The 20,365-nt window shown below is 58.5% G+C and carries 24 protein-coding genes and 1 riboswitch; of the genes, 9 read left to right on the forward strand and 15 right to left on the reverse strand.

What is annotated here, in order from left to right; genetic code table 11:
• Positions 1–81: 81 nt before the first annotated feature.
• Together ACR0L4_RS19780 and ACR0L4_RS19785 are read left to right on the forward strand one after the other, a co-directional pair.
• A complete protein-coding gene (locus tag ACR0L4_RS19780) occupies positions 82–369 on the forward strand; it encodes an HU family DNA-binding protein (protein WP_050605937.1) in 288 nt (95 codons plus the stop codon).
• 115 nt (positions 370–484) lie between these two features.
• Positions 485–1,372: a DMT family transporter gene (locus tag ACR0L4_RS19785; RefSeq protein WP_480514761.1), complete on the forward strand. Its 888-nt coding sequence runs from the start codon at positions 485–487 to the stop codon at positions 1,370–1,372.
• Here ACR0L4_RS19785 and ACR0L4_RS19790 read toward each other — a convergent pair.
• Positions 1,348–1,869, reverse strand: a complete 522-nt coding sequence (locus ACR0L4_RS19790; RefSeq protein WP_480514762.1) for a glutathione peroxidase — start codon at positions 1,867–1,869, stop codon at positions 1,348–1,350. The two genes, ACR0L4_RS19785 and ACR0L4_RS19790, sit on opposite strands and share 25 nt — an antisense overlap.
• A 147-nt stretch (positions 1,870–2,016) precedes the next feature.
• Between ACR0L4_RS19790 and msrB the strand changes: the two genes are divergently transcribed.
• Complete coding sequence (gene msrB, locus ACR0L4_RS19795) at positions 2,017–2,466, forward strand: peptide-methionine (R)-S-oxide reductase MsrB (RefSeq protein WP_480514763.1); 450 nt, start codon at positions 2,017–2,019, stop codon at positions 2,464–2,466.
• On the forward strand, positions 2,463–2,972 hold the full coding sequence (msrA, locus tag ACR0L4_RS19800; RefSeq protein ID WP_170752138.1) for a peptide-methionine (S)-S-oxide reductase MsrA: 510 nt from the start codon (positions 2,463–2,465) through the stop codon (positions 2,970–2,972). The genes msrB and msrA overlap by 4 nt, the downstream gene beginning before the upstream one ends.
• Positions 2,973–3,146: 174 nt before the next feature.
• Here msrA and radC read toward each other — a convergent pair whose 3' ends face one another.
• From radC to dnaK, 13 genes are all read right to left on the reverse strand, one after another.
• Entirely contained in the window at positions 3,147–3,902 is a 756-nt protein-coding gene (radC, locus tag ACR0L4_RS19805) for a RadC family protein (RefSeq protein WP_170752137.1), read from the reverse strand.
• Between the two features lie 35 nt (positions 3,903–3,937).
• Positions 3,938–4,672, reverse strand: a complete 735-nt coding sequence (locus ACR0L4_RS19810; protein WP_480514764.1) for an ABC transporter permease — start codon at positions 4,670–4,672, stop codon at positions 3,938–3,940.
• Positions 4,669–5,397, reverse strand: coding sequence for an ABC transporter ATP-binding protein (locus tag ACR0L4_RS19815; protein WP_480514765.1), 729 nt, complete (start codon positions 5,395–5,397; stop codon positions 4,669–4,671). The genes ACR0L4_RS19810 and ACR0L4_RS19815 overlap by 4 nt, the downstream gene beginning before the upstream one ends.
• Positions 5,394–6,068 (reverse strand): thiaminase II, encoded by a 675-nt coding sequence (gene tenA / locus ACR0L4_RS19820; protein ID WP_480514766.1) that lies wholly within the window; start codon positions 6,066–6,068, stop codon positions 5,394–5,396. The genes ACR0L4_RS19815 and tenA overlap by 4 nt, the downstream gene beginning before the upstream one ends.
• Complete coding sequence (locus ACR0L4_RS19825) at positions 6,065–7,000, reverse strand: ABC transporter substrate-binding protein (RefSeq protein ID WP_480514767.1); 936 nt, start codon at positions 6,998–7,000, stop codon at positions 6,065–6,067. The genes tenA and ACR0L4_RS19825 overlap by 4 nt, the downstream gene beginning before the upstream one ends.
• Before the next feature lie 20 nt (positions 7,001–7,020).
• Positions 7,021–7,983, reverse strand: coding sequence for a HesA/MoeB/ThiF family protein (locus ACR0L4_RS19830; protein ID WP_480514768.1), 963 nt, complete (start codon positions 7,981–7,983; stop codon positions 7,021–7,023).
• Positions 7,980–8,576 carry a thiamine phosphate synthase gene (locus tag ACR0L4_RS19835; protein WP_480514769.1) on the reverse strand — a complete coding sequence of 199 codons (597 nt, stop codon included), beginning with the start codon at positions 8,574–8,576 and terminating at the stop codon, positions 7,980–7,982. Before ACR0L4_RS19835 ends, ACR0L4_RS19830 begins: the two co-directional genes overlap by 4 nt.
• Positions 8,573–9,337 (reverse strand): thiazole synthase, encoded by a 765-nt coding sequence (locus tag ACR0L4_RS19840; protein WP_170752124.1) that lies wholly within the window; start codon positions 9,335–9,337, stop codon positions 8,573–8,575. Before ACR0L4_RS19840 ends, ACR0L4_RS19835 begins: the two co-directional genes overlap by 4 nt.
• 2 nt (positions 9,338–9,339) lie before the next feature.
• Positions 9,340–9,534 (reverse strand): sulfur carrier protein ThiS, encoded by a 195-nt coding sequence (thiS, locus tag ACR0L4_RS19845; protein ID WP_170752122.1) that lies wholly within the window; start codon positions 9,532–9,534, stop codon positions 9,340–9,342.
• A complete protein-coding gene (thiO, locus tag ACR0L4_RS19850; RefSeq protein WP_480514770.1) occupies positions 9,518–10,495 on the reverse strand; it encodes a glycine oxidase ThiO in 978 nt (325 codons plus the stop codon). The genes thiS and thiO overlap by 17 nt, the downstream gene beginning before the upstream one ends.
• Positions 10,492–11,295 (reverse strand): bifunctional hydroxymethylpyrimidine kinase/phosphomethylpyrimidine kinase, encoded by an 804-nt coding sequence (thiD, locus tag ACR0L4_RS19855; protein ID WP_480514771.1) that lies wholly within the window; start codon positions 11,293–11,295, stop codon positions 10,492–10,494. The genes thiO and thiD overlap by 4 nt, the downstream gene beginning before the upstream one ends.
• Positions 11,296–11,338: 43 nt before the next feature.
• Positions 11,339–11,443, reverse strand: a riboswitch (TPP riboswitch).
• A gap of 246 nt (positions 11,444–11,689) precedes the next feature.
• The gene (gene dnaJ / locus ACR0L4_RS19860; RefSeq protein ID WP_170752115.1) at positions 11,690–12,835 is read right to left on the reverse strand and encodes a molecular chaperone DnaJ; all 1,146 of its coding nucleotides are present in this window, start codon (positions 12,833–12,835) and stop codon (positions 11,690–11,692) included.
• Between the two features lie 74 nt (positions 12,836–12,909).
• Positions 12,910–14,817, reverse strand: coding sequence for a molecular chaperone DnaK (gene dnaK, locus ACR0L4_RS19865; RefSeq protein WP_480514772.1), 1,908 nt, complete (start codon positions 14,815–14,817; stop codon positions 12,910–12,912).
• A 214-nt stretch (positions 14,818–15,031) separates the two neighbouring features.
• On the opposite strand from dnaK, the gene ACR0L4_RS19870 reads away from it, so the two are divergent.
• Entirely contained in the window at positions 15,032–15,634 is a 603-nt protein-coding gene (locus ACR0L4_RS19870) for an alpha-ketoglutarate-dependent dioxygenase AlkB family protein (protein ID WP_480514773.1), read from the forward strand.
• Here the strand turns inward: ACR0L4_RS19870 and ACR0L4_RS19875 are convergent.
• Positions 15,631–16,452 (reverse strand): ABC-2 transporter permease, encoded by an 822-nt coding sequence (locus tag ACR0L4_RS19875; protein WP_170752108.1) that lies wholly within the window; start codon positions 16,450–16,452, stop codon positions 15,631–15,633. The two genes, ACR0L4_RS19870 and ACR0L4_RS19875, sit on opposite strands and share 4 nt — an antisense overlap.
• Positions 16,453–16,574: 122 nt before the next feature.
• Here ACR0L4_RS19875 and cysQ point away from each other — a divergent pair, with 122 nt between their 5' ends.
• The 4 genes from cysQ to ACR0L4_RS19895 all read left to right on the forward strand — a co-directional run bounded on the left by cysQ (position 16,575) and on the right by ACR0L4_RS19895 (position 20,295).
• Entirely contained in the window at positions 16,575–17,372 is a 798-nt protein-coding gene (gene cysQ / locus ACR0L4_RS19880; RefSeq protein WP_480514774.1) for a 3'(2'),5'-bisphosphate nucleotidase CysQ, read from the forward strand.
• Positions 17,372–18,172: a 3-deoxy-manno-octulosonate cytidylyltransferase family protein gene (locus tag ACR0L4_RS19885; RefSeq protein ID WP_480514775.1), complete on the forward strand. Its 801-nt coding sequence runs from the start codon at positions 17,372–17,374 to the stop codon at positions 18,170–18,172. Before cysQ ends, ACR0L4_RS19885 begins: the two co-directional genes overlap by 1 nt.
• 70 nt (positions 18,173–18,242) lie before the next feature.
• Positions 18,243–19,226 carry a UDP-glucose 4-epimerase GalE gene (gene galE / locus ACR0L4_RS19890; RefSeq protein ID WP_170752102.1) on the forward strand — a complete coding sequence of 328 codons (984 nt, stop codon included), beginning with the start codon at positions 18,243–18,245 and terminating at the stop codon, positions 19,224–19,226.
• Positions 19,186–20,295 (forward strand): glycosyltransferase family 2 protein, encoded by a 1,110-nt coding sequence (locus ACR0L4_RS19895; RefSeq protein WP_480514776.1) that lies wholly within the window; start codon positions 19,186–19,188, stop codon positions 20,293–20,295. The genes galE and ACR0L4_RS19895 overlap by 41 nt, the downstream gene beginning before the upstream one ends.
• Positions 20,296–20,365 lie beyond the last annotated feature (70 nt).

Genomic DNA, 20,365 nt, shown 5'->3' on the forward strand with positions numbered 1-20,365 from the left:
ATTCGTTGTGTTCTTCCACAATATCCCGTTACAGTTACGCGGTGAGGCCCTATAGATCGGGCACGTTAAGGAGACCAAGAAATGGCAAAGCCTATGACAAAGACTCAGCTGGTTGCTGCTCTCGCTGAGGAAATGGGAACCGACAAGAAATCCGCGAATGCGGCGCTGGAGGCTGTGACCGGCCTGATTACCCGCGAAGTTTCGGCCGGTGGCGCAGTGACCCTGCCCGGCGTCGGCAAAATCTACTGCCGCGAACGCCCCGAGCGTCAGGTGCGCAACCCGGCCACTGGTGAGACCTTCACCAAAGAAGCTGACAAGGTTGTGAAAATGACCATCGCAAAAGCGCTGAAAGACAGCGTCAACGGCTAAACCGCGACGCAGCGATCTTCAGATCGCAGGGGCCACCCTCTGGTGGCCCCTTTTATTTTGGTACACAACGTCACAATATCCTGAATAGTCGCATCGTATTTCCGAGGAGACCGACATGGACCTGCGTGCCATTGCTTTGGGGCTGTGCTTCGCCCTGATATGGTCGTCGGCCTTTACCTCGGCGCGCATCATCGTGGCAGATGCGTCACCGCTGTTCTCTTTGGCCCTGCGGTTTCTGATTTCCGGGATCATCGGCGTCGCAATTGCACGGGCCATGGGGCAAAGCTGGCAACTGACCCGGGATCAATGGCGGGCGACCATTCTGTTCGGGATTTGCCAGAATGCCCTTTATTTGGGTCTGAATTTCTACGCCATGCAAACCGTCGAGGCCTCGGTTGCCGCGATCATTGCCTCGACCATGCCCCTGCTTGTTGCGCTTGCGGGATGGATGCTGCTGGGCGAGCGTCTGCGACCCTTAGGGGTTATCGGCCTTCTGGCCGGATTTGCAGGCGTGGCTCTTATCATGGGCAACCGGATCGGCGACGGCGTCGACCTGTTCGGCGTTGTCCTCTGCGGCATCGGCGCGCTGGCCTTGACCTTCGCAACGCTGGCTGTACGCGGGGCAACGTCGGGTGGCAATTTCATGATGGTGGTCGGCCTTCAGATGTTTGTCGGTGCGGCCATTCTGTTTGTCGCCGCCCCAATCTTTGAAACCATCCGTGTTCACCCCACGATGCCTTTGGTTCTGGCCTTCACCTATACAACCTTGTTCCCCGGACTATTGGCGACACTGATCTGGTTCACGCTGCTCAACCGGATCGGAGCGACCCGAGCCGCCACGTTTCATTTTCTAAACCCGGTTTTCGGTGTGGCGATTGCCGCAGTCCTGCTGGGCGAGAAACTGGGACCCCTGGATGCGCTAGGCGTCGCCATCATCACGCTGGGTATTCTGGCCGTGCAGGTGTCGCGCCAGCCCGGTCAGGGCAGCAGCGCCTCAATCTGACGAGTCAGCTTGGGCGACATGGGCTTCACACCTGACCCGAACGTCACCACGACACCGCCGTCCGAATCCAAAAGGATCTTGTTGAAGTTCCACTGCGGTACAAATCCCGTCTGATCGGCAACCAACTGGTAAAAGCCATGCGCCTGAGGGCCTTTGACCGGTGTGATATCGGTCATCGGCAGTGTCAGACCATAGTTCATTTCGCAGAATGCTTTGACTTCACCGGCTGTTTCCAACTCTTGACTGAAGGAATCGGATGGCACCGCAAGCACCACCAAACCCCGTTTCGCGTAGGTTTCGTGCATCTTCTGCAAGCCCGCATATTGACCGGTGAACCCGCATTGCGATGCGGTATTCACGACCAGAACCGGCTGACCCCGCCAATCCTCAAGCGACAGGGTGCCACCATCGATCGAGGCAAATTCGCCTGCCAATGGCGCCGCTTGTACGGCCCGGCCAATCAACAGAAGTAAGCCCAGAAGACAAACCCGAAACATCGCAAAACCTCCTTTGTACTTGAACTACGGACAGAGCGGCCTGTCGGATCACCTTGCACATGCGCGCGAGGCGCTTGAAATATGATTTTGATTTCCTGTGTATTATGCCCAAATAGTCGTCAAGCACTCAACAAATTCGGAGGAGCCATGTCGCGCTTTACAAAAGACCCCACGGTTGTTGCCGCTCTTTCCCCCGAGGAGTTTCATGTAACCCAGCGCAGCGGTACGGAACGTCCCGGAACGGGCAAATACCTGGGCAACAAAGAGCCTGGGATCTATGTGGACATCGTGTCCGGTGAGCCGCTGTTTGCCTCGACACATAAATACGAATCGGGCTGTGGCTGGCCCAGTTTCACGAAACCGATCATTCATGAGCATGTGGAAGAGTTTCACGACACCACGCATGGCATGATCCGCACCGAGGTCCGCTCAAAACACGGCGACAGCCACCTGGGCCATGTCTTCCCCGACGGTCCCCGCGAACATGGCGGGCTGCGCTATTGTATCAACTCGGCCGCCCTTCGGTTCATCCATCGCGACGATATGGAGGCCGAAGGTTATGGCGAATATCTGATCCATGTGGAGGAAGTCCAATGACCGATGAACGCGCTGTTCTTGCAGGTGGCTGCTTTTGGGGGATGCAGGACCTGATTCGCAAACTGCCCGGCGTTTCCCGCACCCGTGTCGGCTATACCGGCGGTGACGTGCCGAATGCCACCTATCGCAATCACGGCACCCATGCGGAAGGGATCGAAATCTTGTTTGACCCGGCCCAAATCACCTATCGTGACTTATTGGAGTTTTTCTTCCAGATTCACGATCCGACCACCCCAGACCGCCAAGGCAATGACCGGGGGATGAGCTATCGCTCGGCCATCTACTATGCGGATGACGCGCAAAAACAGGTGGCTCTGGACACAATTGCCGATGTGAACGCCAGCGGTTTGTGGCCCGGCAAAGTGGTGACCGAGCTTGAACCTGTCGGCGATTTCTGGGAGGCCGAGCCCGAACATCAGGACTACCTGGAACGCATCCCGAACGGCTACACCTGTCATTTCCCGCGTGCGAACTGGGTTTTGCCCAAGCGCGACGCGGCAGAATAATCAGAAACGGTGGCGCAACAGCAGTGCGCCGCCTGCTATTCGACCCATAGACCATCGATTGGGGCCCAAGGTTCTACACCGCGTCAGCGACACCTCTGGCAGAAACTGTAGTCGCTTTTTTGAGCGGGAAAATGCCTATGGCTGTGCCTTAGACCCCATGGTTTGCATTGCCTGTCAAATGTACCCTTCGGACCGAAAGCTCAACTCGGTCGATTTTCCGATGATCAGGTGGTCATGCAGGGTCAGGCCCAGCGCTGTACAGGCGTCGTGAATGCGGTTGGTCATGTCGATGTCCGATTGCGACGGTGTCGGGTCGCCCGACGGGTGATTGTGCACCAGAATCAGTGCTGACGCATTCAGCTCCAGCGCCCTTTTTGCCACTTCGCGCGGATAGACCGGCACGTGGTCCACCGTGCCTTTGGCCTGTTCTTCATCCGCTATCAGAACGTTCTTCCGGTCCAGATAGAAGACACGAAACTGTTCGATCTCACGATGCGCCATTGTTGTATGACAATAGTCCAGCAAAGCATCCCAGCCGGAAATCACATGTCGCTGCATCACCCGAGCCCGAGCCATGCGGTGCGCGCAGGCCTCCAGTATCTTCAGGTCGGTTATGACTGTTTCTCCGACGCCTTTGATCTGGCGCAACCGCTCCTCGGGTGCGGTCAGCACGCGGTTGAAGTCGCCAAGCGTGTCCATAAGCAGTCTCGCCAGCGGCTTCACGTCCTGTCGCGGGATGGATCGGAACAAAACCAGCTCCAGCAATTCATAGTCCGGCATGGCACCTGACCCGCCAGACATGAACCGTTCACGCAGCCGCTTGCGATGGTCTTTGATGTAGGAGGGCACCCGACCAGACGGCAGCGGCTGCGCTGGCGCTTCGTCCGTATCGAACAACATGGGGGCTTCGGCAAAGGCATCCTGAGTCATGAACTCACCCTGACGCAGAAACGGTTTCCGAAGTGTTAACGCAACTCACCTGCCATTCGCGCCGTGGCCCGGCGGACCAGCATGTGCAGCAGGACCGAAAAGACACCCAACGTCAGCATTGCCGCAAACATCAGATCTGTCTTTGCGCGCCCATTGGCGAGCAACATCAGATACCCCAACCCCTGTGAGGACCCGACCCATTCCCCAATCACCGCACCGATCGGTGCATAGACTGCAGCCAACCGCATCCCCGAAGCCAGTGAGGGCAACGCCGCAGGAATCCGGATGTGCCACAGAACCGCGCGCTTGCTTGCCTGCATGGTGCGCGCAAGGTCCAAATACCCCGACGGCGTTCGCATCAGCCCGTCAAAGAAGGACGATGTGATCGGGAAATAGATGATCAGCACCGCCATTGCGACCTTGGACCAAAGCCCATAGCCCAGCCACAAGGTCAGTAACGGGGCCAGCGCAAACACCGGAAGGGCTTGCGTGAACACCAGCATCGGCTGCACCAAGACCCGGGCCGCGCGCGAATTGGCCAGTTGCAGGGCCGTAGCGACCCCCAAGACCGTACCAACGGCCATACCGATCACAACTTCGACTGCAGTGATCCACGTGTGCTCGGCAATCAGCCAGCGGTTCTGCCACCACGTCTCGGCCACGAGGGCCGGCCCCGGCAAGATGAATTTCGGCAAGCCCGTGACCCAGACGATCCCTTGCCAGAACGCCACCGCAAACACAGTTGCTGCAAGCGCAGAGAGGTATTTCATGCCACCTCCTCCCGCAGGAGGCGCAACAACGCGCCTTGTGTTTCCAGCGTCTCAAGATCATCCACGTGACGCGGTGCGGCGGCTTTGGGAGGCTCACAGGGCGTCAGCCCGTGCTGTGTCATGACAACGATGGATTGACCCAGACGCGCGGCTTCTGCCGGATCATGGGTGACAAGCAGAACCGTCCGGCCCTGCAAAGCCTCGACCGCAAGATCCTGCATATCGGCGCGTGTGCGGGCATCAAGCGCCGAGAACGGCTCGTCCAACAGCACAATCGGTCGATCCTCCATCAGGGTTCGAGCCAGAGCAACGCGCTGCCTCTGACCGCCGGACAGCTCTGCGGGTTTCTTGGAGATGTGATCCTGCAGACGCATCCGCCGGATCAGGCGGTCACGGCGACCCAGATCCGGTGTCTCGCCGCGTAGCCGTGCGCCAAGTGAGACATTCTGCGCCACTGTCGCCCACGGCAGCAACAAGTCATCTTGTGCCATATAGGCCACACGATCCGGGACCCTGTCGCCGTCGCTCGCTGCAATCTGTCCGGTGAAATCCGCGCCCGTCTCCAGCCCCGCAATCAGGCGCAGAACCGTGGTTTTTCCAACGCCCGATCCGCCCAACAGGCAGGTCCACTGCCCCGCCCCAAGGGTCAGGGTCAGCGGCGCGAACAAAGGCTGGTCGCCAATGCTCGCATGTCCACTGATGGTCAGATCGGGCCCCGGGGTCATGGGGTCAGGCCCATTTGCCAGAAATTCACCTCGAGCTCGGTCGCCGTTCGGAAGGTTTGACACAAGCGGTCCCAGCGAGGGGATGCTTGAAAATCCGCCCCAATACGCCGTGTTAGAGCCGTATCGAGCAAGTCGCCAACCGCATTGCATGCGGCTTGGTAGTCGTCACCGGCATAGGTGTTGATCCAATCCCGATAAGTCTCGGATGTGGCCTCAGTGGCCAGCCGCGCTCCGATCTCGCCATAGCCCATGACGCAGGGTGCCAGCGCCGCCAGCAGATCCAGCAGATCACCGCTATACCCGGCTTCCAGTACAAACCGTGTATAGGCAAGATTCTCGGCGCGTTCGGGGGTTGCGAACAGCTCCTCCTGCGAAATCCCGGCGACCTCGCAAATACCGATATGCAGCTGCATTTCCTCGGCAACCAACGCATTCACCGTGGCCACGGCCGTCAGCATTTCCGAATGAGTCTCGGATTTGACAACCGCCAACGCCCAGGCTCGGCTGAAATGGATCAGAAACACATAGTCCTGACGCAGGTAATGCAAAAACGCCTCATGCGGGAGGGTGCCGTCCTTCATGCCTTCGACAAAGGCGTGACGGGTATAATCCCGCCACGGTCCCTGCGCCGCGTCACGCATGAGCGTGAAGGCTTTGCCATAGTCGCTCATTGCGCCGTCACGTCGATGGCGATGTCGCTGACCGGCAGAATGCTGTCGATCATGCCGCTTTCGTTCAGGAACGCTTCGAACCGGGCGTAACGACCGGCATCAAAGCCTGCCGGGCGCAATGCAAAACGCGGCAGAGTGTCGACCCAGGCGCGTGCATTCAGCTCATCCTGCAATTCGGGCGAGGTCGCGGCAAAGATTTCCCAGCTTTTTTCCGGGTTGTTGACGATATACTGGGTCGCTTTTTCGGTCGCCGCCAAGAAACGCGCAATCTTGTCTGTGTCCATCGTCTCGGGGTTGGCGACGTAGATCAGTTCGTCATAAGACGGCACGCCCTCTTCCTCGATATAGAAACAGGTGCCGGGACGGCCTTCGATGTCCATCTGGTTCAGCTCGAAATTGCGATAGGCGCCGATCACCGCATCCACCTGACCGGTCATCAGCGAGGGCGAGAGCGAGAAGTTCACGTTGATCAGTTCAACATCGTCCAGCGCCACGCCATATTTGCCCAGCACGGTGGTCAAAACCGCTTCTTCCACACCAGCGACCGAGAAACCGATTTTCTTGCCCTTCAGGTCCGCAGGCGACTTGATCGGGCCGTCTTCCAGAGCCAGCAGACAGTTCAGCGGAGTCGCAACCAGCGTGCCAACACGCTTCAGCGGCAGGCCTTCATGGATCTGCAGGTGCAACTGCGGCTGATAAGATACGGCCAGTTCGGCCTGACCTGCGGCCACCAGGCGCGGCGGGGCGGACGGGTCGGCGGGGGGGACGATCTCGACCTCAAGGCCCTGCTCGGCAAAATAGCCGTTTTCCTGCGCCACGATGATGGGTCCATGATCGGGGTTGATGAACCAATCCAGCAGAACGGTCATCCTGTCTTCGGCCCAGGCCGGCGCAGCGGCCAGAAGGGCGATGGCTGTCATCAGCTTTTTCATATCTCGCGTTTCCTTTTCACTCACGAGGTTGAGGCCGCGACGAGGACAATCTCGCCCGGCCAATCCGGTTCAATCTGTTCAGCCGCACGCCAGGCGCGCAGGCCGGTTGCACAGCACAAAGCCAGTCGTTTTGCTTTGTTAGGCTCTGATTTCAGGTGTTCCACGCTTAGTCTACGTGCCAGGGGGTGGATGGGTTGAGGAGCTTCGTCTTCACTCCGAAGCTCAACAATCACATCATCTGAGCACAGCTGCGAGGCGGCAACGAAGGCAAAGGACTGCTCAGGCTCGGGCGCTGAATCAAATCGGAAGCTGGAGCTGCGGAAGGTCTGGGCGTCCACCTGCACTACCTGGCCAAGGGGCGACGGGTCGAGGCCGAGGATCAAAGCCAACGCCATCTGCGCCTGCATCGCGCCGATCATCCCCACGACCGGTCCCAGCACACCTGCCGTGGCGCAGCTCGCCCCGCTGGTTGGGGCTTCGGGGAAAACGGCCCGCAGTGACGGCGCGCCGCCGCAGAACGCGCCCACATAGCCAGACAGGCCCAACACAGAGGCGCTGACAATTGGTTTGCCCAAGGTGAGGCAGATATCCGACAGGGTATAGCTGGCGGCATAACTATCCGCGCAGTCGAGGATCAGATCGGCCTGTGAAGCAAAACTACCCACATTCTCACTTGTTAGAGCCTGTTTTCGCGCGACGACGTTGATATCAGAATTCAAGGCACGACAGCGATCGGCTGCAACTTCGGCCTTTGGGCGTCCGCAATCGGCCTCGGTAAACAGTGTTTGCCGGTGCAGGTTCGACAGAGCCACGTCATCTGCATCGAGGATCGTCAGATGCCCAACGCCCGCCCCGGCCAGCAAAGGTAGCACAGGTGCCGCCAATCCGCCCGCCCCGACAACCAGAACCCGGGCCCGAGACAGGCGCGCCTGCCCGTCGGCACCGACCTCGGGCAGGATCGTCTGACGGGCATAGCGGCTCATCTGGAGACCTCGATCCATTGGCGCACGCGCCCTTCGGGATCGGCATTCAGGGTGATATCCGTCACGACCGAAACGATATCTGCCCCGGCCTCAAACACATCGGGCGCACGTTCGACGCTCATGCCACCGATCCCGACCAAAGGGATATCTCCGACGCGAGCTTTCCATTCGGTAACACGCGGAAGGCCCTGCTGTTCCCACTTCATCTTTTTGAGGATCGTGGGATAGACAGGGCCCAGCGCAACATAGTCGGGCTCCATGGCAAGAACGCGTTCAAGTTCATCATCATCATGGGTCGAGACGCCCAGTTTCAAGCCCGCCTTGCGGATCGCTTTCAGATCTGCGTCGTCCAGATCCTCCTGCCCCAGATGTATCCAGTCGCACCCTGCATCGATGGCAACCTGCCAATAGTCATTCACCACCAGCACGGCGCCGTGTTTGCGACAAAGGTCGCGGGACGAGGTAATCTCGGCACGAACAACGTCGTCAGACTGGTCCTTCATGCGCAGCTGAACAAGCTTCACACCCAAGGGCAGCATCCGCCGCAACCAGTTCGAATGATCGAAGATCGGATAGAATCGGTCCAAACTCATGACAGGAAGGCCTTTCCAACAACGGGGGTTGAAGGTTCCGCCATATCCCGTGCCTCGATCGGATCGGCCTGGTAGGCCATTTGCCCGGCGTCAATCGCACGCGCCATCGCCTGCGCCATCTGCACAGGATCACCCGCACGTGCCACAGCGGTATTCAGAAGAACCGCGTCATAACCCAACTCCATCGCATGCGCCGCATGGCTGGGAAGGCCGATTCCGGCATCAATCACCAAAGGAACATCGGGAAACTCTGCCCGCATCGCACGCAGGGCGTATTCGTTGTTCAAACCACGACCTGAGCCTATAGGGGCGCCCCAGGGCATCAGAACCTGGCACCCGGCGTCCAGCAACCGCTCACCGACGATCAGATCCTCAGTGGTGTAGGGAAAAACCTCGAACCCGTCCTCGGTCAGAATGCGCGCCGCCTCGACCAGTTGAAACACATCCGGCTGCAGGCTGTCCGTGTGGCCGATCAGTTCCAGCTTGATCCATGTGGTGTCAAACACCTCACGCGCCATATGTGCGGTGGTCACCGCCTCTTTGACCGTGTGGCAGCCAGCAGTATTGGGCAGCACCAGCACGCCCAGATCTCGGATCATCTGCCAGAACGTCTGCCCAGCCCCGGATTCGCGCCGCAGGGACACCGTGGCTACGCCCGCACCGCTTTCGCGGAAAGCCCGTTCCAGAATGGCGGGGCTTGGATATTGCGCGGTGCCCAGCATCAGCGGGTTAGGCAGGTCTACACCATAAAAGCTCTTCATGCTCATCCCCCTTGCATCGGCGACAAAATTTCAATCCGGTCGCCCTCGTGCAACGCGCGTGCAATGCGCAGGCTTGAGGGCACGAATTCTTCGTTAACCGCCGTTGCAACACGGCCCGAGATCCCGCATTCCACCAGCAGGTCGGCCAGCGTGGCGGCCTTCACCAATTGGGGCTCTCCGTTAAGCACGATCTTCATCGACCATCTCCGAATGTTTGTTCTCAAGCGCCAGATCGGCCACACCCCGCGCCAACGCGGGGGCCAAAAGATAGCCGTGACGGTAAAGACCGTTGGCATAGATTGTCCGGCCAAGACGCCGGATTCGAGGCAGGTTGTCCGGAAACGCCGGGCGCAGGTCGACGCCGATTTCCAGCACCTCAGCCTCACCGAATGCAGGGTTCAGGGCATAGGCGGCGCTGAGCAGTTCCAGCATCGAACGTGCTGTGACGCGGCTACTGTCTTCCGACTCGATCATGGTCGCACCCAGCATGTAGACGCCATCACCCCGTGGTACGATATAAAGCGGCATCCGCGGGTGCAGCAGACGCACCGGGCGCGTCAGCGTCACATCGGGACAACGAAGAACAAGCATTTCACCCTTCACTCCGCGTAGATCATGCAGGTACTCACGCGCGTGTAGTCCTCGGCAATCAATGGCGTTCTGCAAATGCGCAGGGGCGAGCTTGCGGTGAAATTCGACGCCCCGGTCTTGAAGGCTTCGATACAGATCCTGCAACGCTTGGCGCGGGTCCAGGTGAGCTTCCTGATCAAAGTACAAGCCCTTTCCGAATCCATGCAAATCAGGCTCTAACTTGGCCAAATCCGACCGATCAACCTCGGAAAATGCATCCGTCCGGCGTGCGAAGCGTCGCAGGTCAGGTACATCCCGTGTGTTGGCAACGACCAAAGTACCGCAGCGGTTCACCCGCGTTCTGTGCGCCCACCAGTCAATGGCCTCCTGACCCAGACGCAGAACCGGTTCCTCGGCATTTTCGTATTCACACCACGGGGCCAACATGCCGCCAGCCCACCACGAACAACCATGGGGACCCGGCGGACCGCCGGGATCAAAAACCTGTACTGTCGCCCCGCGCGAGACCAGTTCGCTGGCAACGGCCAAACCGGCCACTCCGGCCCCTATGACAGACCACTGGGTCACGCGGACCAAACCCGGTGGAAGTGGTGCACCGGCCCATGCCCCGCACCGACATTCAGCTTGTCTGCATGCGCAATTGCCCCCTGCAGATACTCATGGGCCTGTGCAACTGCATCTGTCAGTGCCAAACCCGACGCCAAACCCGCCGCGATCGAAGACGACAGCGTGCATCCCGTTCCGTGCGTGTTCTTTGTAACCTGTCTGGGCGCCTGAAACTCGGCAATGACGCCTTTTTCACCGATCAGAAGATCATGGCAGATGTCCCCGCTACCATGGCCGCCCTTCATCAGGACCGCCCCTGCACCCAGCGCGCACAGCGCTTTGCCCTGCTCAATCATTTCTGCCAGAGACCCGGCACTGCCCTGCTCCAACAAACACCCGGCCTCGGGCAAGTTGGGCGTCAGGATCGTCGCGCGGGGCAGCAGTACATCACGCAGGGTCAAAACCGCGTCGTTCGCCAGCAAGGCATCCCCGGATTTTGCGACCATGACCGGATCCAGAACGACAGGGCCATCAAACCCCATAATACCCTGCGCCACCGTGCCTATAATCTCAGGGGTCGCCAGCATTCCAATCTTGATGGCCCGAACATCCAGATCACTGAGCACTGTATCAATCTGCGCAGAAATCACATCCAACGGAACGCCATGCACCGCCGTGACGGCCCGAGTGTTCTGGGCCGTAACAGCTGTGATCACACTGGCCCCAAACACTCCCAAGGCCGACATCGCCTTGAGATCAGCCTGAATACCAGCGCCGCCGCCGCTGTCGGATCCTGCTATGGTCAAGGCAATTGGTGCCACGCTGCCGCTCCATCATTTGGGGCAACGGGGCATGGAAAACGTCTGTTTGCGTTAGACCGTTCCCTCCGCCGGTATTGCCCGGATCAGGTTCGATGGGTTGACGCATGCGCCTCTCAGCCCTGAACCCAGGGCACCCCAACGGTTGGTGCGGACAATCTCAGGACAAGCAGCGAAAATCAAGCCTGAATCGGTGGGTCATAAGGCCACAATCAGCAAGAAAATAAGACCAAATGAAATTGTGAGGCTCTGCCTCGCGCTTCGGGATTTTTAGAGCCAGATGAAAAAAGGATCCCCTGCTTCATCTGGCCAAAAATGTCCCGGGGGAGGCGCCCGAAGGGCGGCGGGGGCAGTGCCCCTTGCCGAACAGACCGCCCCTCTTGGAACGGTCCGGATCCTAGCCTTTCATCCCATCCCAGAAGGACTTCACAGATGAGAAAAAGCTTTTTGATTCTGGGTGGTTATCTTCGCCCAGATCGTCGAATTCGCGCAGCAGCTCTTTCTGACGGCCGGTCAGGTTGACCGGTGTCTCTACGGCCAGTTCGATGAACATGTCCCCGACGCCGCCGCCGCGCAGCGCCGGCATGCCTTTGCCACGCAGCCGCATCTGGCGACCAGATTGACTGCCCGCCGGGATCTGAACCCGTCCACGGCCCCCATCAATCGTTGGCACTTCGATGGATCCACCCAGCGCAGCCTTGGCCATGCTGACCGGAACGCGGCAGTAGAGATTTACACTGTCGCGTTCGAACAGCTTGTGATCCGAGACTTCGACAAAGATGTACAGATCCCCGGGAGGTCCACCGCGCATCCCGGCTTCGCCTTCACCCGCCAGACGGATACGAGTACCGGTTTCAACTCCGGCAGGTATGTTGACGGACAAGGCGCGCTCTTTTTCAACGCGGCCTGCACCATTGCAGACTTTACAGGGGTTCTTGATGATCTGGCCCAATCCAGAACAGGTCGGGCATGTACGCTCGACGGTAAAGAACCCTTGCTGCGCACGCACCTTGCCCATGCCAGAGCAGGTCGGACAGGTGGTTGGCTCAGCGCCACCTTCAGCGCCGGAACCGTCACAGGCGGAACAGGCCACAGCAGCGGGTACGTTGATGGTCTTTTGTAGACCCGAAAACGCCTCTTCCAGCGTGACACGCAGATTGTAACGCAGGTCCGATCCGCGGGCGGCACGACGACCGCCGCCGCCACGTTGCCCCCCCATGAAGTCGCCAAACAAATCGTCAAAAACGTCCGAGAATGCGCTGGAGAAATCGCCTTGACCGAATCCGCCGCCCGGACGGCCCCCACCGCCCATGCCGTTTTCAAACGCGGCATGGCCAAAGCGGTCATAGGCGGCTTTCTTGTCATCGTCGCGCAGAACATCGTAGGCCTCATTGGCCTCTTTGAACTGCGCCTCGGCATCCGGGTTGTCCTTGTTGCGGTCAGGATGCAATTCCTTGGCTTTCTTGCGAAAACCTTTCTTGATCTCGTCCGCTGATGCGCCCTTGGACACGCCGAGCACATCGTAGTAGTCGCGTTTTGACATCAGTATTTCCTTATGTCTCAACGTAATCGGGCCGGCCCGGTGACCGGACCGGCCCGCATTGGCCCGGTTTCCCGTTACTTACGCTTGTCGTCGTCCAGATCTTCGAACTCGGCGTCGACGATGTCATCATCGGCAGGTGCTTCGTCCGCAGCGGCAGGCTCATCGTCACCCTCTTCGGCTTGCGCCTTGTAGATGGCTTCGCCCAGCTTCATCGCCGCCTCAGTGACGTTCTGGATGCCCGACTTGATCTTGTCGGCATTTTCAGTTTCCAGCTCGTCCTTCAGCGCGGCAATCGCCAGTTCGATGGCTTCGATGGTGGTCGGGTCGACCTTGTCGGCATGCTCTTCCATCGACTTTTCGGTCGAGTGGATCAGGCTTTCGGCCTGGTTCTTGGCATCCACCAGCTCACGGCGTTCCTTGTCGGCTTCCGCGTTCTCTTCGGCGTCCTTGACCATCTTTTCGATGTCCTCGTCGGACAGACCACCCGAGGCCTGGATCGTGATCTTCTGCTCTTTGCCGGTGCCTTTATCCTTGGCCGAAACCGAGACAATACCGTTGGCATCGATATCAAAAGTCACCTCGATCTGCGGCATGCCGCGCGGTGCAGGCGGGATGTCTTCCAGATTGAACTGACCCAGGATCTTGTTGTCCGCAGCCATTTCACGCTCACCCTGGAACACCCGGATGGTTACGGCATTCTGGTTGTCTTCGGCAGTCGAGAAGACCTGAGACTTCTTGGTTGGAATGGTCGTGTTTCGGTCGATCAGGCGGGTGAACACGCCACCCAGGGTTTCGATGCCCAGCGACAGCGGGGTCACGTCCAGCAGAACCACGTCCTTGACGTCGCCCTGCAGAACACCGGCCTGAATGGCGGCGCCCATGGCAACAACTTCGTCCGGGTTCACGCCTTTGTGGGGCTCTTTGCCGAAGAATTTGGTGACCTCTTCGATCACTTTCGGCATCCGGGTCATACCACCGACCAGAACAACTTCGTCCACGTCAGCAGCCGACAGACCGGCGTCTTTCAGAGCGGCGGCGCAGGGCTTCATCGACTTCTTGATCAGATCGCTAACCAGCGATTCCAGCTTGGCACGGGTCAGTTTCATGACCATGTGCAGCGGCTGACCGTTCGAGCCCATCGAGATGAACGGCTGGTTGATTTCGGTCTGCGAGGTCGAGGAAAGTTCGATCTTGGCTTTTTCAGCGGCTTCTTTCAGACGCTGCAGGGCCATTTTGTCCTGGCTCAGGTCGACACCGTGTTCCTTTTTGAACTCATCCGCCAGGTAGTTGACGATGCGCATGTCAAAGTCTTCACCACCCAAGAAGGTGTCGCCGTTGGTCGATTTGACCTCAAAAAGGCCGTCATCGATTTCCAGAATGGTCACGTCGAAGGTACCACCACCAAGGTCATAGACCGCGATGGTTTGGGTTTCTTCCTTGTCCAGGCCGTAGGCCAGAGCAGCCGCTGTCGGTTCGTTGATGATCCGCAGCACTTCCAGACCGGCGATTTTACCGGCGTCTTTGGTGGCCTGACGCTGTGCGTCGTTGAAATAGGCCGGAACGGTGATAACCGCCTGCGTGACTTCCTCACCCAGATAGCTTTCTGCGGTTTCCTTCATCTTGCCCAGAGTGAAGGCCGAGATCTGGCTTGGGGAGTACTTTTCACCGCGGGCTTCGACCCACGCGTCACCGTTTCCGCCGTCGACGATGGCATAGGGCACCATTTTCTTGTCTTTTTCGACTTCGGCATCATCCACACGACGACCGATCAGACGCTTGACGCCAAAGATCGTGTTGTCGGGGTTGGTGACCGCCTGGCGTTTTGCAGGCTGACCGACCAGACGCTCATCTTCCGTAAAAGCGACGATCGAGGGCGTGGTCCGCGCCCCTTCGGCGTTTTCGATGACCTTCGGCTGCGAGCCGTCCATGATGGCAACGCACGAATTGGTGGTGCCGAGGTCAATCCCGATTACTTTTCCCATTTTTGCAATCCCTTTCTCTTCAAGGCGATGTCCCGAGGGCCGGACCCGTTATGGCATCCTGTCCCCGATCTGATGTGCGCGACAGCACTACACCATCGCGCGTCCCGGCGTATATAAGGGCCGGATCAGAGGCCTGCAAGCACTCTGAATCGCAGGTTTTCGGGAATCTGCGGCCTTTTTTGGCAAGGATTTGGTAAGGAATGGGGAATCCGGGATGGCACGGCTGCTTTTGCGGGGGTTTGACATCAGAAAAGGCTATCTGGATGGGACGGCACAGTCTCGACTGATCGGGGCACTGCGCCCGATTCTGAAATCCGCGCCTTTGTATCGGCCTGTCACCCCATCCGGCAAAGAGATGTCTGTGCGTATGACTTCGGCTGGTGCGCTGGGATGGGTGACGGATAAAGCGGGCTACCGCTATCAGGGGCAGCACCCGGACGGCAGCGCATGGCCCGCCATCCCGGAACCCATCCTGACCATCTGGCAAGATCTTGTCAGCGCCGAGCGCGCGCCGGATTGCTGCCTGATCAACTACTACGGCGAAAATGCAAAGATGGGCCTGCATCAGGACAAGGATGAGGCGGACTTTTCCTGGCCCGTCCTGTCTGTGTCTTTGGGGGATGATGCCCTTTTCCGTATTGGCAATACCACCCGTGGCGGCAAAACAGAGTCGATCTGGCTCAGTTCCGGGGATGTGGTCATCATGGGCGGCCCCGCGCGGCTGACCTATCACGGGGTGGATCGCATCAGACCCGGTTCGTCACGGCTGTTGCCCAAAGGTGGGCGGATCAACCTGACAATGCGCGTCGCAACCTAACGGCGGGCGTTCCAGCTTTGGGATACGTGCTGCTTGGTGTAGAACACTCCGAGCAAACCAATCATGACCAACGCCACTCCGACCCAGACGGCGTATTCCCAGCTTGAATTGCGCGGATAGTAGTTTCGAAAGACAAATCCCCGACACTGGTCAATGATATGAAACAACGGGTTCCAGGCGAACATCGCAAGCATGTATCCTCCCAATGCGTTCCCCAGGACCATCTTGCCCGAAAAAACCATGTTCATGCGCCTGTAGACGTTGGTGAGGATTGCCGCTGTCGTCGGAAACCAGGGTGAGAGCGCCATAAATAGCAGGCCCACGGCGCATCCGGTAAACCAGGACAAAAGGACCATTGCAAACGCCCCGCCGGGATCTTCGATAACCAAAGGCGCGACCGCAACATGATATAAAAACAATATGACAAACAAGGTCATCAACATTGTGTAAAGAATGCCAAACGCCGTTGCCATGATCATTACCATCATGTTCATCGGCGAATGGAGCATCATGGGATTGTTCCCCGCACCCACACCGGCAACCTGCTTTACCGATTTTATGTGAACGACAAACAGAAAGACGCCCGACAACAGGTAAAGGACCAAGTCACCCCGAACCTTCGCCACCCGTGTGCCCATGAAGGACATGATCAGGTAAAAAACCAATACCAGAGCAAGGACTTGCACAATACTGCGCACAATCGCGACCACGGCATTCGAATGCTGGGATCTAATGTTGCGCACCACCGCATGAAACACCAGTTCAGCGGTCGTGAATGCACCACCCAAAAGGGTTTTGTTATTCCTGAAATAGAACAATTGAACAGTCTTTCCCGTTCTGTTGGCCTCAGTCTTACACGAATACCTTGCTGTTCGGTAACCGGCGCATCATAAGTCCGTCATACCATTGGATCAACAAACCACGAAAACGGAGCTTTTTTGTGACCTATGACGCTCTTATCCCCGTCATCCGACGGTTGGCCCTGGAAGCGGGCGACACGATCATGGAGATCTACAATTCGGATGATTTCGACGTAAAGGTCAAATCAGATGCCAGCCCCGTGACCGAAGCGGACGAGGCGGCCGATGCCCTGATCTCGGCAGGTTTGCGCGCGGCGTTTCCCGACATATTGCTCGTCACCGAAGAACAGGCGGCCTCGCACGCTGAGACTGCTGACACGTTCCTGATCGTCGATCCCCTGGATGGCACCAAGGAATTCATCAACCGGCGCGGCGACTTCACCGTGAACATTGCACTGGTCGAGAACGGGGTGCCGACTCGTGGTGTGGTTTACGCACCAGCCAAGGGGCGCATGTTCTACACCCAGGCAGATGGTCGGTCCGTCGAAGAAACCGGTGCGCTTGACAAAGATCAGCCGGGCAAGTTGACGCCGATATCAGTCTCTAAACCGGACAATTCGGCGCTTTTGATCGTGGCGTCCAAGTCGCACCGCGATCAGGCCACCGAGGATTACATCAACAAGTATCAGGTGCAGGACAGCAAAAGCGCGGGCTCGTCGCTCAAGTTCTGTCTGGTGGCGACGGGTGAAGCCGATCTTTACCCTCGGGTCGGGCGCACAATGGAGTGGGACACCGCAGCAGGCCATGCGGTACTTGCAGGTGCAGGCGGTCATGTGGTTCGGTTTGACAACCACACGTCACTGACCTACGGCAAGGACAGCTATGCAAACCCCTTCTTCATCGCCTACGCTCCGGGTGTTGAATTGAAGGAAGCCTGATGTCTGTTCTGATCGCCATTCCGGCCCGCTACGCATCGTCCCGGTACCCGGGCAAACCTTTGGTGCCTTTGACCGGCGCAACCGGCAAAGCCATGACGCTGATTGAACGATCCTGGCGCGCTGCGTGTTCGGTCTCTGGCGTGGACAAGGTGGTTGTTGCCACTGACGACGATCGCATTCGGGACGTGGCCCAGGGGTTTGGCGCAGAAGTCGTCATGACCTCGGAGGCTTGCCAGAACGGCACCGAACGCTGCGCCGAGGCGCATACGGTTCTGGGCGGCGGGTACGAGATTATCGTGAATCTGCAAGGCGACGCGCCCCTTACCCCGCATTGGTTCGTCGAGGACCTGATCACGGGCCTGCGCGCAGCTCCGGAAGCGGGTGTGGCAACACCTGTGCTGCGCTGTGACGGCAACGCTCTGTCCGGCTTGCTGAACGACAGAAAACACGGGCGCGTCGGCGGTACGACCGCTGTGTTCGCGCGTGATCGCAGCGCCATGTACTTCTCGAAAGAAGTCGTGCCCTTCACGTCCGAAACCTATGCAGGCGATGCACCAACACCTGTCTTCCACCATGTCGGTGTCTACGCCTACCGCCCCCAACCATTGGCGGATTATCCCAGCTGGGCGACTGGACCCTTGGAACAGCTGGAAGGGCTGGAGCAGCTGCGCTTTATGGAAAACGGACGCAAAGTGCTCTGCGTTGAGGTCGAGGCCAAAGGCCGGCAGTTCTGGGAACTGAACAACCCGCAGGATGTGCCCAAGATCGAAGAGATGATGGCAGCAATGGGTCTGGATTGACCTCTTTTCCCCCTGACCCACCTTGTGAACAGAGCATAGAAACACCCAATTCTGAACGTATGGACCTGTTATGAAAACAATCCTCGTCACCGGCGGCGCTGGCTATATCGGCTCGCATGCGTGCAAAGCGCTGGCGCGGGCGGGCTATCTGCCTGTGACCTATGACAACCTCGTCACGGGTTGGCAGGATGCGGTCAAGTTTGGTCCGTTCGAACACGGAGATCTGCTGGATCGCGCGCGGTTGGACGAGGTTTTCGCCAAACACCAGCCACAAGCCATCATGCACTTCGCCGCACTCAGCCAGGTGGGCGAGGCCATGAAAGAGCCAGGGACATACTGGTCCAACAACGTCACGGGATCGCTGACATTGATCGAGGCTGCGGTTGCGGCGGGTTGTCTGGATTTTGTATTCTCATCGACCTGTGCCACCTATGGCGACCACGACAATGTTGTGCTGGACGAAGAGACAGACCAGCACCCTCTAAATGCCTACGGTGCCTCAAAACGTGCGATCGAGGACATCCTGCGCGATTTCGAGGTTGCACACGGCTTGCGCCACGTGATCTTTCGGTATTTCAACGTGGCGGGTGCCGATCCTGAAGGAGAGGTCGGCGAATTCCACCGCCCCGAGACCCATTTGATCCCACTGATGCTGGATGCAATTGATGGCAAAAGGGACGGCCTGACCGTATTTGGAACCGACTATGACACGCCGGACGGCACCTGCATCCGGGACTATGTGCATGTCTGTGATCTGGTCGATGCGCATGTCCTGGGATTGAACTGGCTGGAACAGGGCAATTGCAGTCGCGTGTTCAACCTGGGAACGGGGTCGGGGTTTTCGGTGTTGGACGTCATCGAGCAGTCGAAAACCGTCACCAATCGCGCTGTACCGTATACGGTTGGGTCGCGCCGGGCGGGGGATTGTACCAAGCTGGTTTCGGGCTCGGCCCGAGCCGAGGGCGAACTGGGCTGGCAGCCAAAAAGGTCAACGTTAGAGACGATGATCACCGATGCATGGCGTTGGCACCAGACGGGCGACTATCAGAAATGAGCCTTCCGTGACCAGCGCAGGTGCACAGCTTCCCCGCATAAGCTGGGCGCAGAAGTACCGGTTGCGTTGGAAACGGCGACAGTTGCTTTGGCGGTCCTGGCGCAGTCGCAATCAACTGGCGTGCCTGAAGGACCAGACCGCCAGGATCCACCGGGGCGATATTCTGGCCTTTACCACGTTGCGCAACGAGATCACCCGCCTGCCGTGGTTTTTCCGGCACTATCGCGCGCTGGGCGTCAACCACTTTCTGATCGTCGACAATGACAGCGATGATGGCTCGGTCGCTTATCTGTCTCGGCAGCCAGATGTATCGCTTTGGCAAACGCAGGCCAGCTATCGGGCTGCGCGCTATGGATTGGATTGGCTGACCGCGTTGCAAATCAGATATGGCCACGGCCATTGGTGCCTGATGGTAGATGCCGACGAGTTGCTGATCTACACCAATTTCACCAACCGGACCCTGCAGGACCTGACAGGCTGGCTGGACCGACAGGGTCGGGCCGGGTTTGGGGCACTGATGCTTGATCTGTACCCAAAAGGCCCGCTTGGGACGCAGGAATATGACGCGGAAAGCGACCCGACAACTGTTCTGAACTGGTTTGACTCAGGACCATATCGCGCGCAACGCCAAAGCCCGATGGGCAACCTTTGGGTTCAGGGCGGCGCACGCGAGCGGATGTTCTTTGCCAGAACCCGGCAACGCTCACCCACTTTGAACAAGATCCCGCTGGTGCGGTGGTCGCGTCGCTATACCTATGTAAACTCGACCCATTCCGCGCTGCCCCGGCGCCTGAACGCGCTGTATGACGGCCCCGGCGGCGATGCGCCATCCGGGATATTGCTGCACACGAAATTCCTTCCGGAAATTGTTGCGAAGTCGCAGGTTGAAAAGCTGCGGCGTCAGCATTTTCATGATCCCGACCAATTCGGGCCATACTATGATGGGATTATCGCGCAACCGGATCTTTGGACCACACAATCTGTGCGATATTCCGATGGGTCAAACCTGCAGGAACTGGGACTGATGAAGGCTGGCGGCTGGACAGGACAACAGAATTCAGGGGCATGATCCTAACGTGTTGTAAATTCATTGCCTCACAAGATGGAAAAATGTCATAAACAGCGAAACCCGGTCGCCA

This window comes from Ruegeria sp. AB5, from assembly GCF_056542645.1.

What these genes read in the sequence shown, in the direction of transcription:
- ACR0L4_RS19825 (WP_480514767.1), bottom strand. Translation starts at nt 7,000, where the DNA reads ATGAAAAAGCTGATGACAGCCATCGCCCTTCTGGCCGCTGCGCCGGCC.
- ACR0L4_RS19785 (WP_480514761.1), top strand. Translation starts at nt 485, where the DNA reads ATGGACCTGCGTGCCATTGCTTTGGGGCTGTGCTTCGCCCTGATATGG.
- galE (WP_170752102.1), top strand. Translation starts at nt 18,243, where the DNA reads ATGAAAACAATCCTCGTCACCGGCGGCGCTGGCTATATCGGCTCGCAT.
- dnaK (WP_480514772.1), bottom strand. Translation starts at nt 14,817, where the DNA reads ATGGGAAAAGTAATCGGGATTGACCTCGGCACCACCAATTCGTGCGTT.
- ACR0L4_RS19840 (WP_170752124.1), bottom strand. Translation starts at nt 9,337, where the DNA reads ATGAAGAGCTTTTATGGTGTAGACCTGCCTAACCCGCTGATGCTGGGC.
- ACR0L4_RS19835 (WP_480514769.1), bottom strand. Translation starts at nt 8,576, where the DNA reads ATGAGTTTGGACCGATTCTATCCGATCTTCGATCATTCGAACTGGTTG.
- ACR0L4_RS19790 (WP_480514762.1), bottom strand. Translation starts at nt 1,869, where the DNA reads ATGTTTCGGGTTTGTCTTCTGGGCTTACTTCTGTTGATTGGCCGGGCC.
- dnaJ (WP_170752115.1), bottom strand. Translation starts at nt 12,835, where the DNA reads ATGTCAAAACGCGACTACTACGATGTGCTCGGCGTGTCCAAGGGCGCA.
- ACR0L4_RS19895 (WP_480514776.1), top strand. Translation starts at nt 19,186, where the DNA reads ATGCATGGCGTTGGCACCAGACGGGCGACTATCAGAAATGAGCCTTCC.
- msrB (WP_480514763.1), top strand. Translation starts at nt 2,017, where the DNA reads ATGTCGCGCTTTACAAAAGACCCCACGGTTGTTGCCGCTCTTTCCCCC.
- ACR0L4_RS19830 (WP_480514768.1), bottom strand. Translation starts at nt 7,983, where the DNA reads ATGAGCCGCTATGCCCGTCAGACGATCCTGCCCGAGGTCGGTGCCGAC.
- msrA (WP_170752138.1), top strand. Translation starts at nt 2,463, where the DNA reads ATGACCGATGAACGCGCTGTTCTTGCAGGTGGCTGCTTTTGGGGGATG.
- ACR0L4_RS19780 (WP_050605937.1), top strand. Translation starts at nt 82, where the DNA reads ATGGCAAAGCCTATGACAAAGACTCAGCTGGTTGCTGCTCTCGCTGAG.
- ACR0L4_RS19885 (WP_480514775.1), top strand. Translation starts at nt 17,372, where the DNA reads ATGTCTGTTCTGATCGCCATTCCGGCCCGCTACGCATCGTCCCGGTAC.
- ACR0L4_RS19810 (WP_480514764.1), bottom strand. Translation starts at nt 4,672, where the DNA reads ATGAAATACCTCTCTGCGCTTGCAGCAACTGTGTTTGCGGTGGCGTTC.
- ACR0L4_RS19815 (WP_480514765.1), bottom strand. Translation starts at nt 5,397, where the DNA reads ATGACCCCGGGGCCCGATCTGACCATCAGTGGACATGCGAGCATTGGC.
- radC (WP_170752137.1), bottom strand. Translation starts at nt 3,902, where the DNA reads ATGACTCAGGATGCCTTTGCCGAAGCCCCCATGTTGTTCGATACGGAC.
- thiS (WP_170752122.1), bottom strand. Translation starts at nt 9,534, where the DNA reads ATGAAGATCGTGCTTAACGGAGAGCCCCAATTGGTGAAGGCCGCCACG.
- tenA (WP_480514766.1), bottom strand. Translation starts at nt 6,068, where the DNA reads ATGAGCGACTATGGCAAAGCCTTCACGCTCATGCGTGACGCGGCGCAG.
- ACR0L4_RS19870 (WP_480514773.1), top strand. Translation starts at nt 15,032, where the DNA reads ATGGCACGGCTGCTTTTGCGGGGGTTTGACATCAGAAAAGGCTATCTG.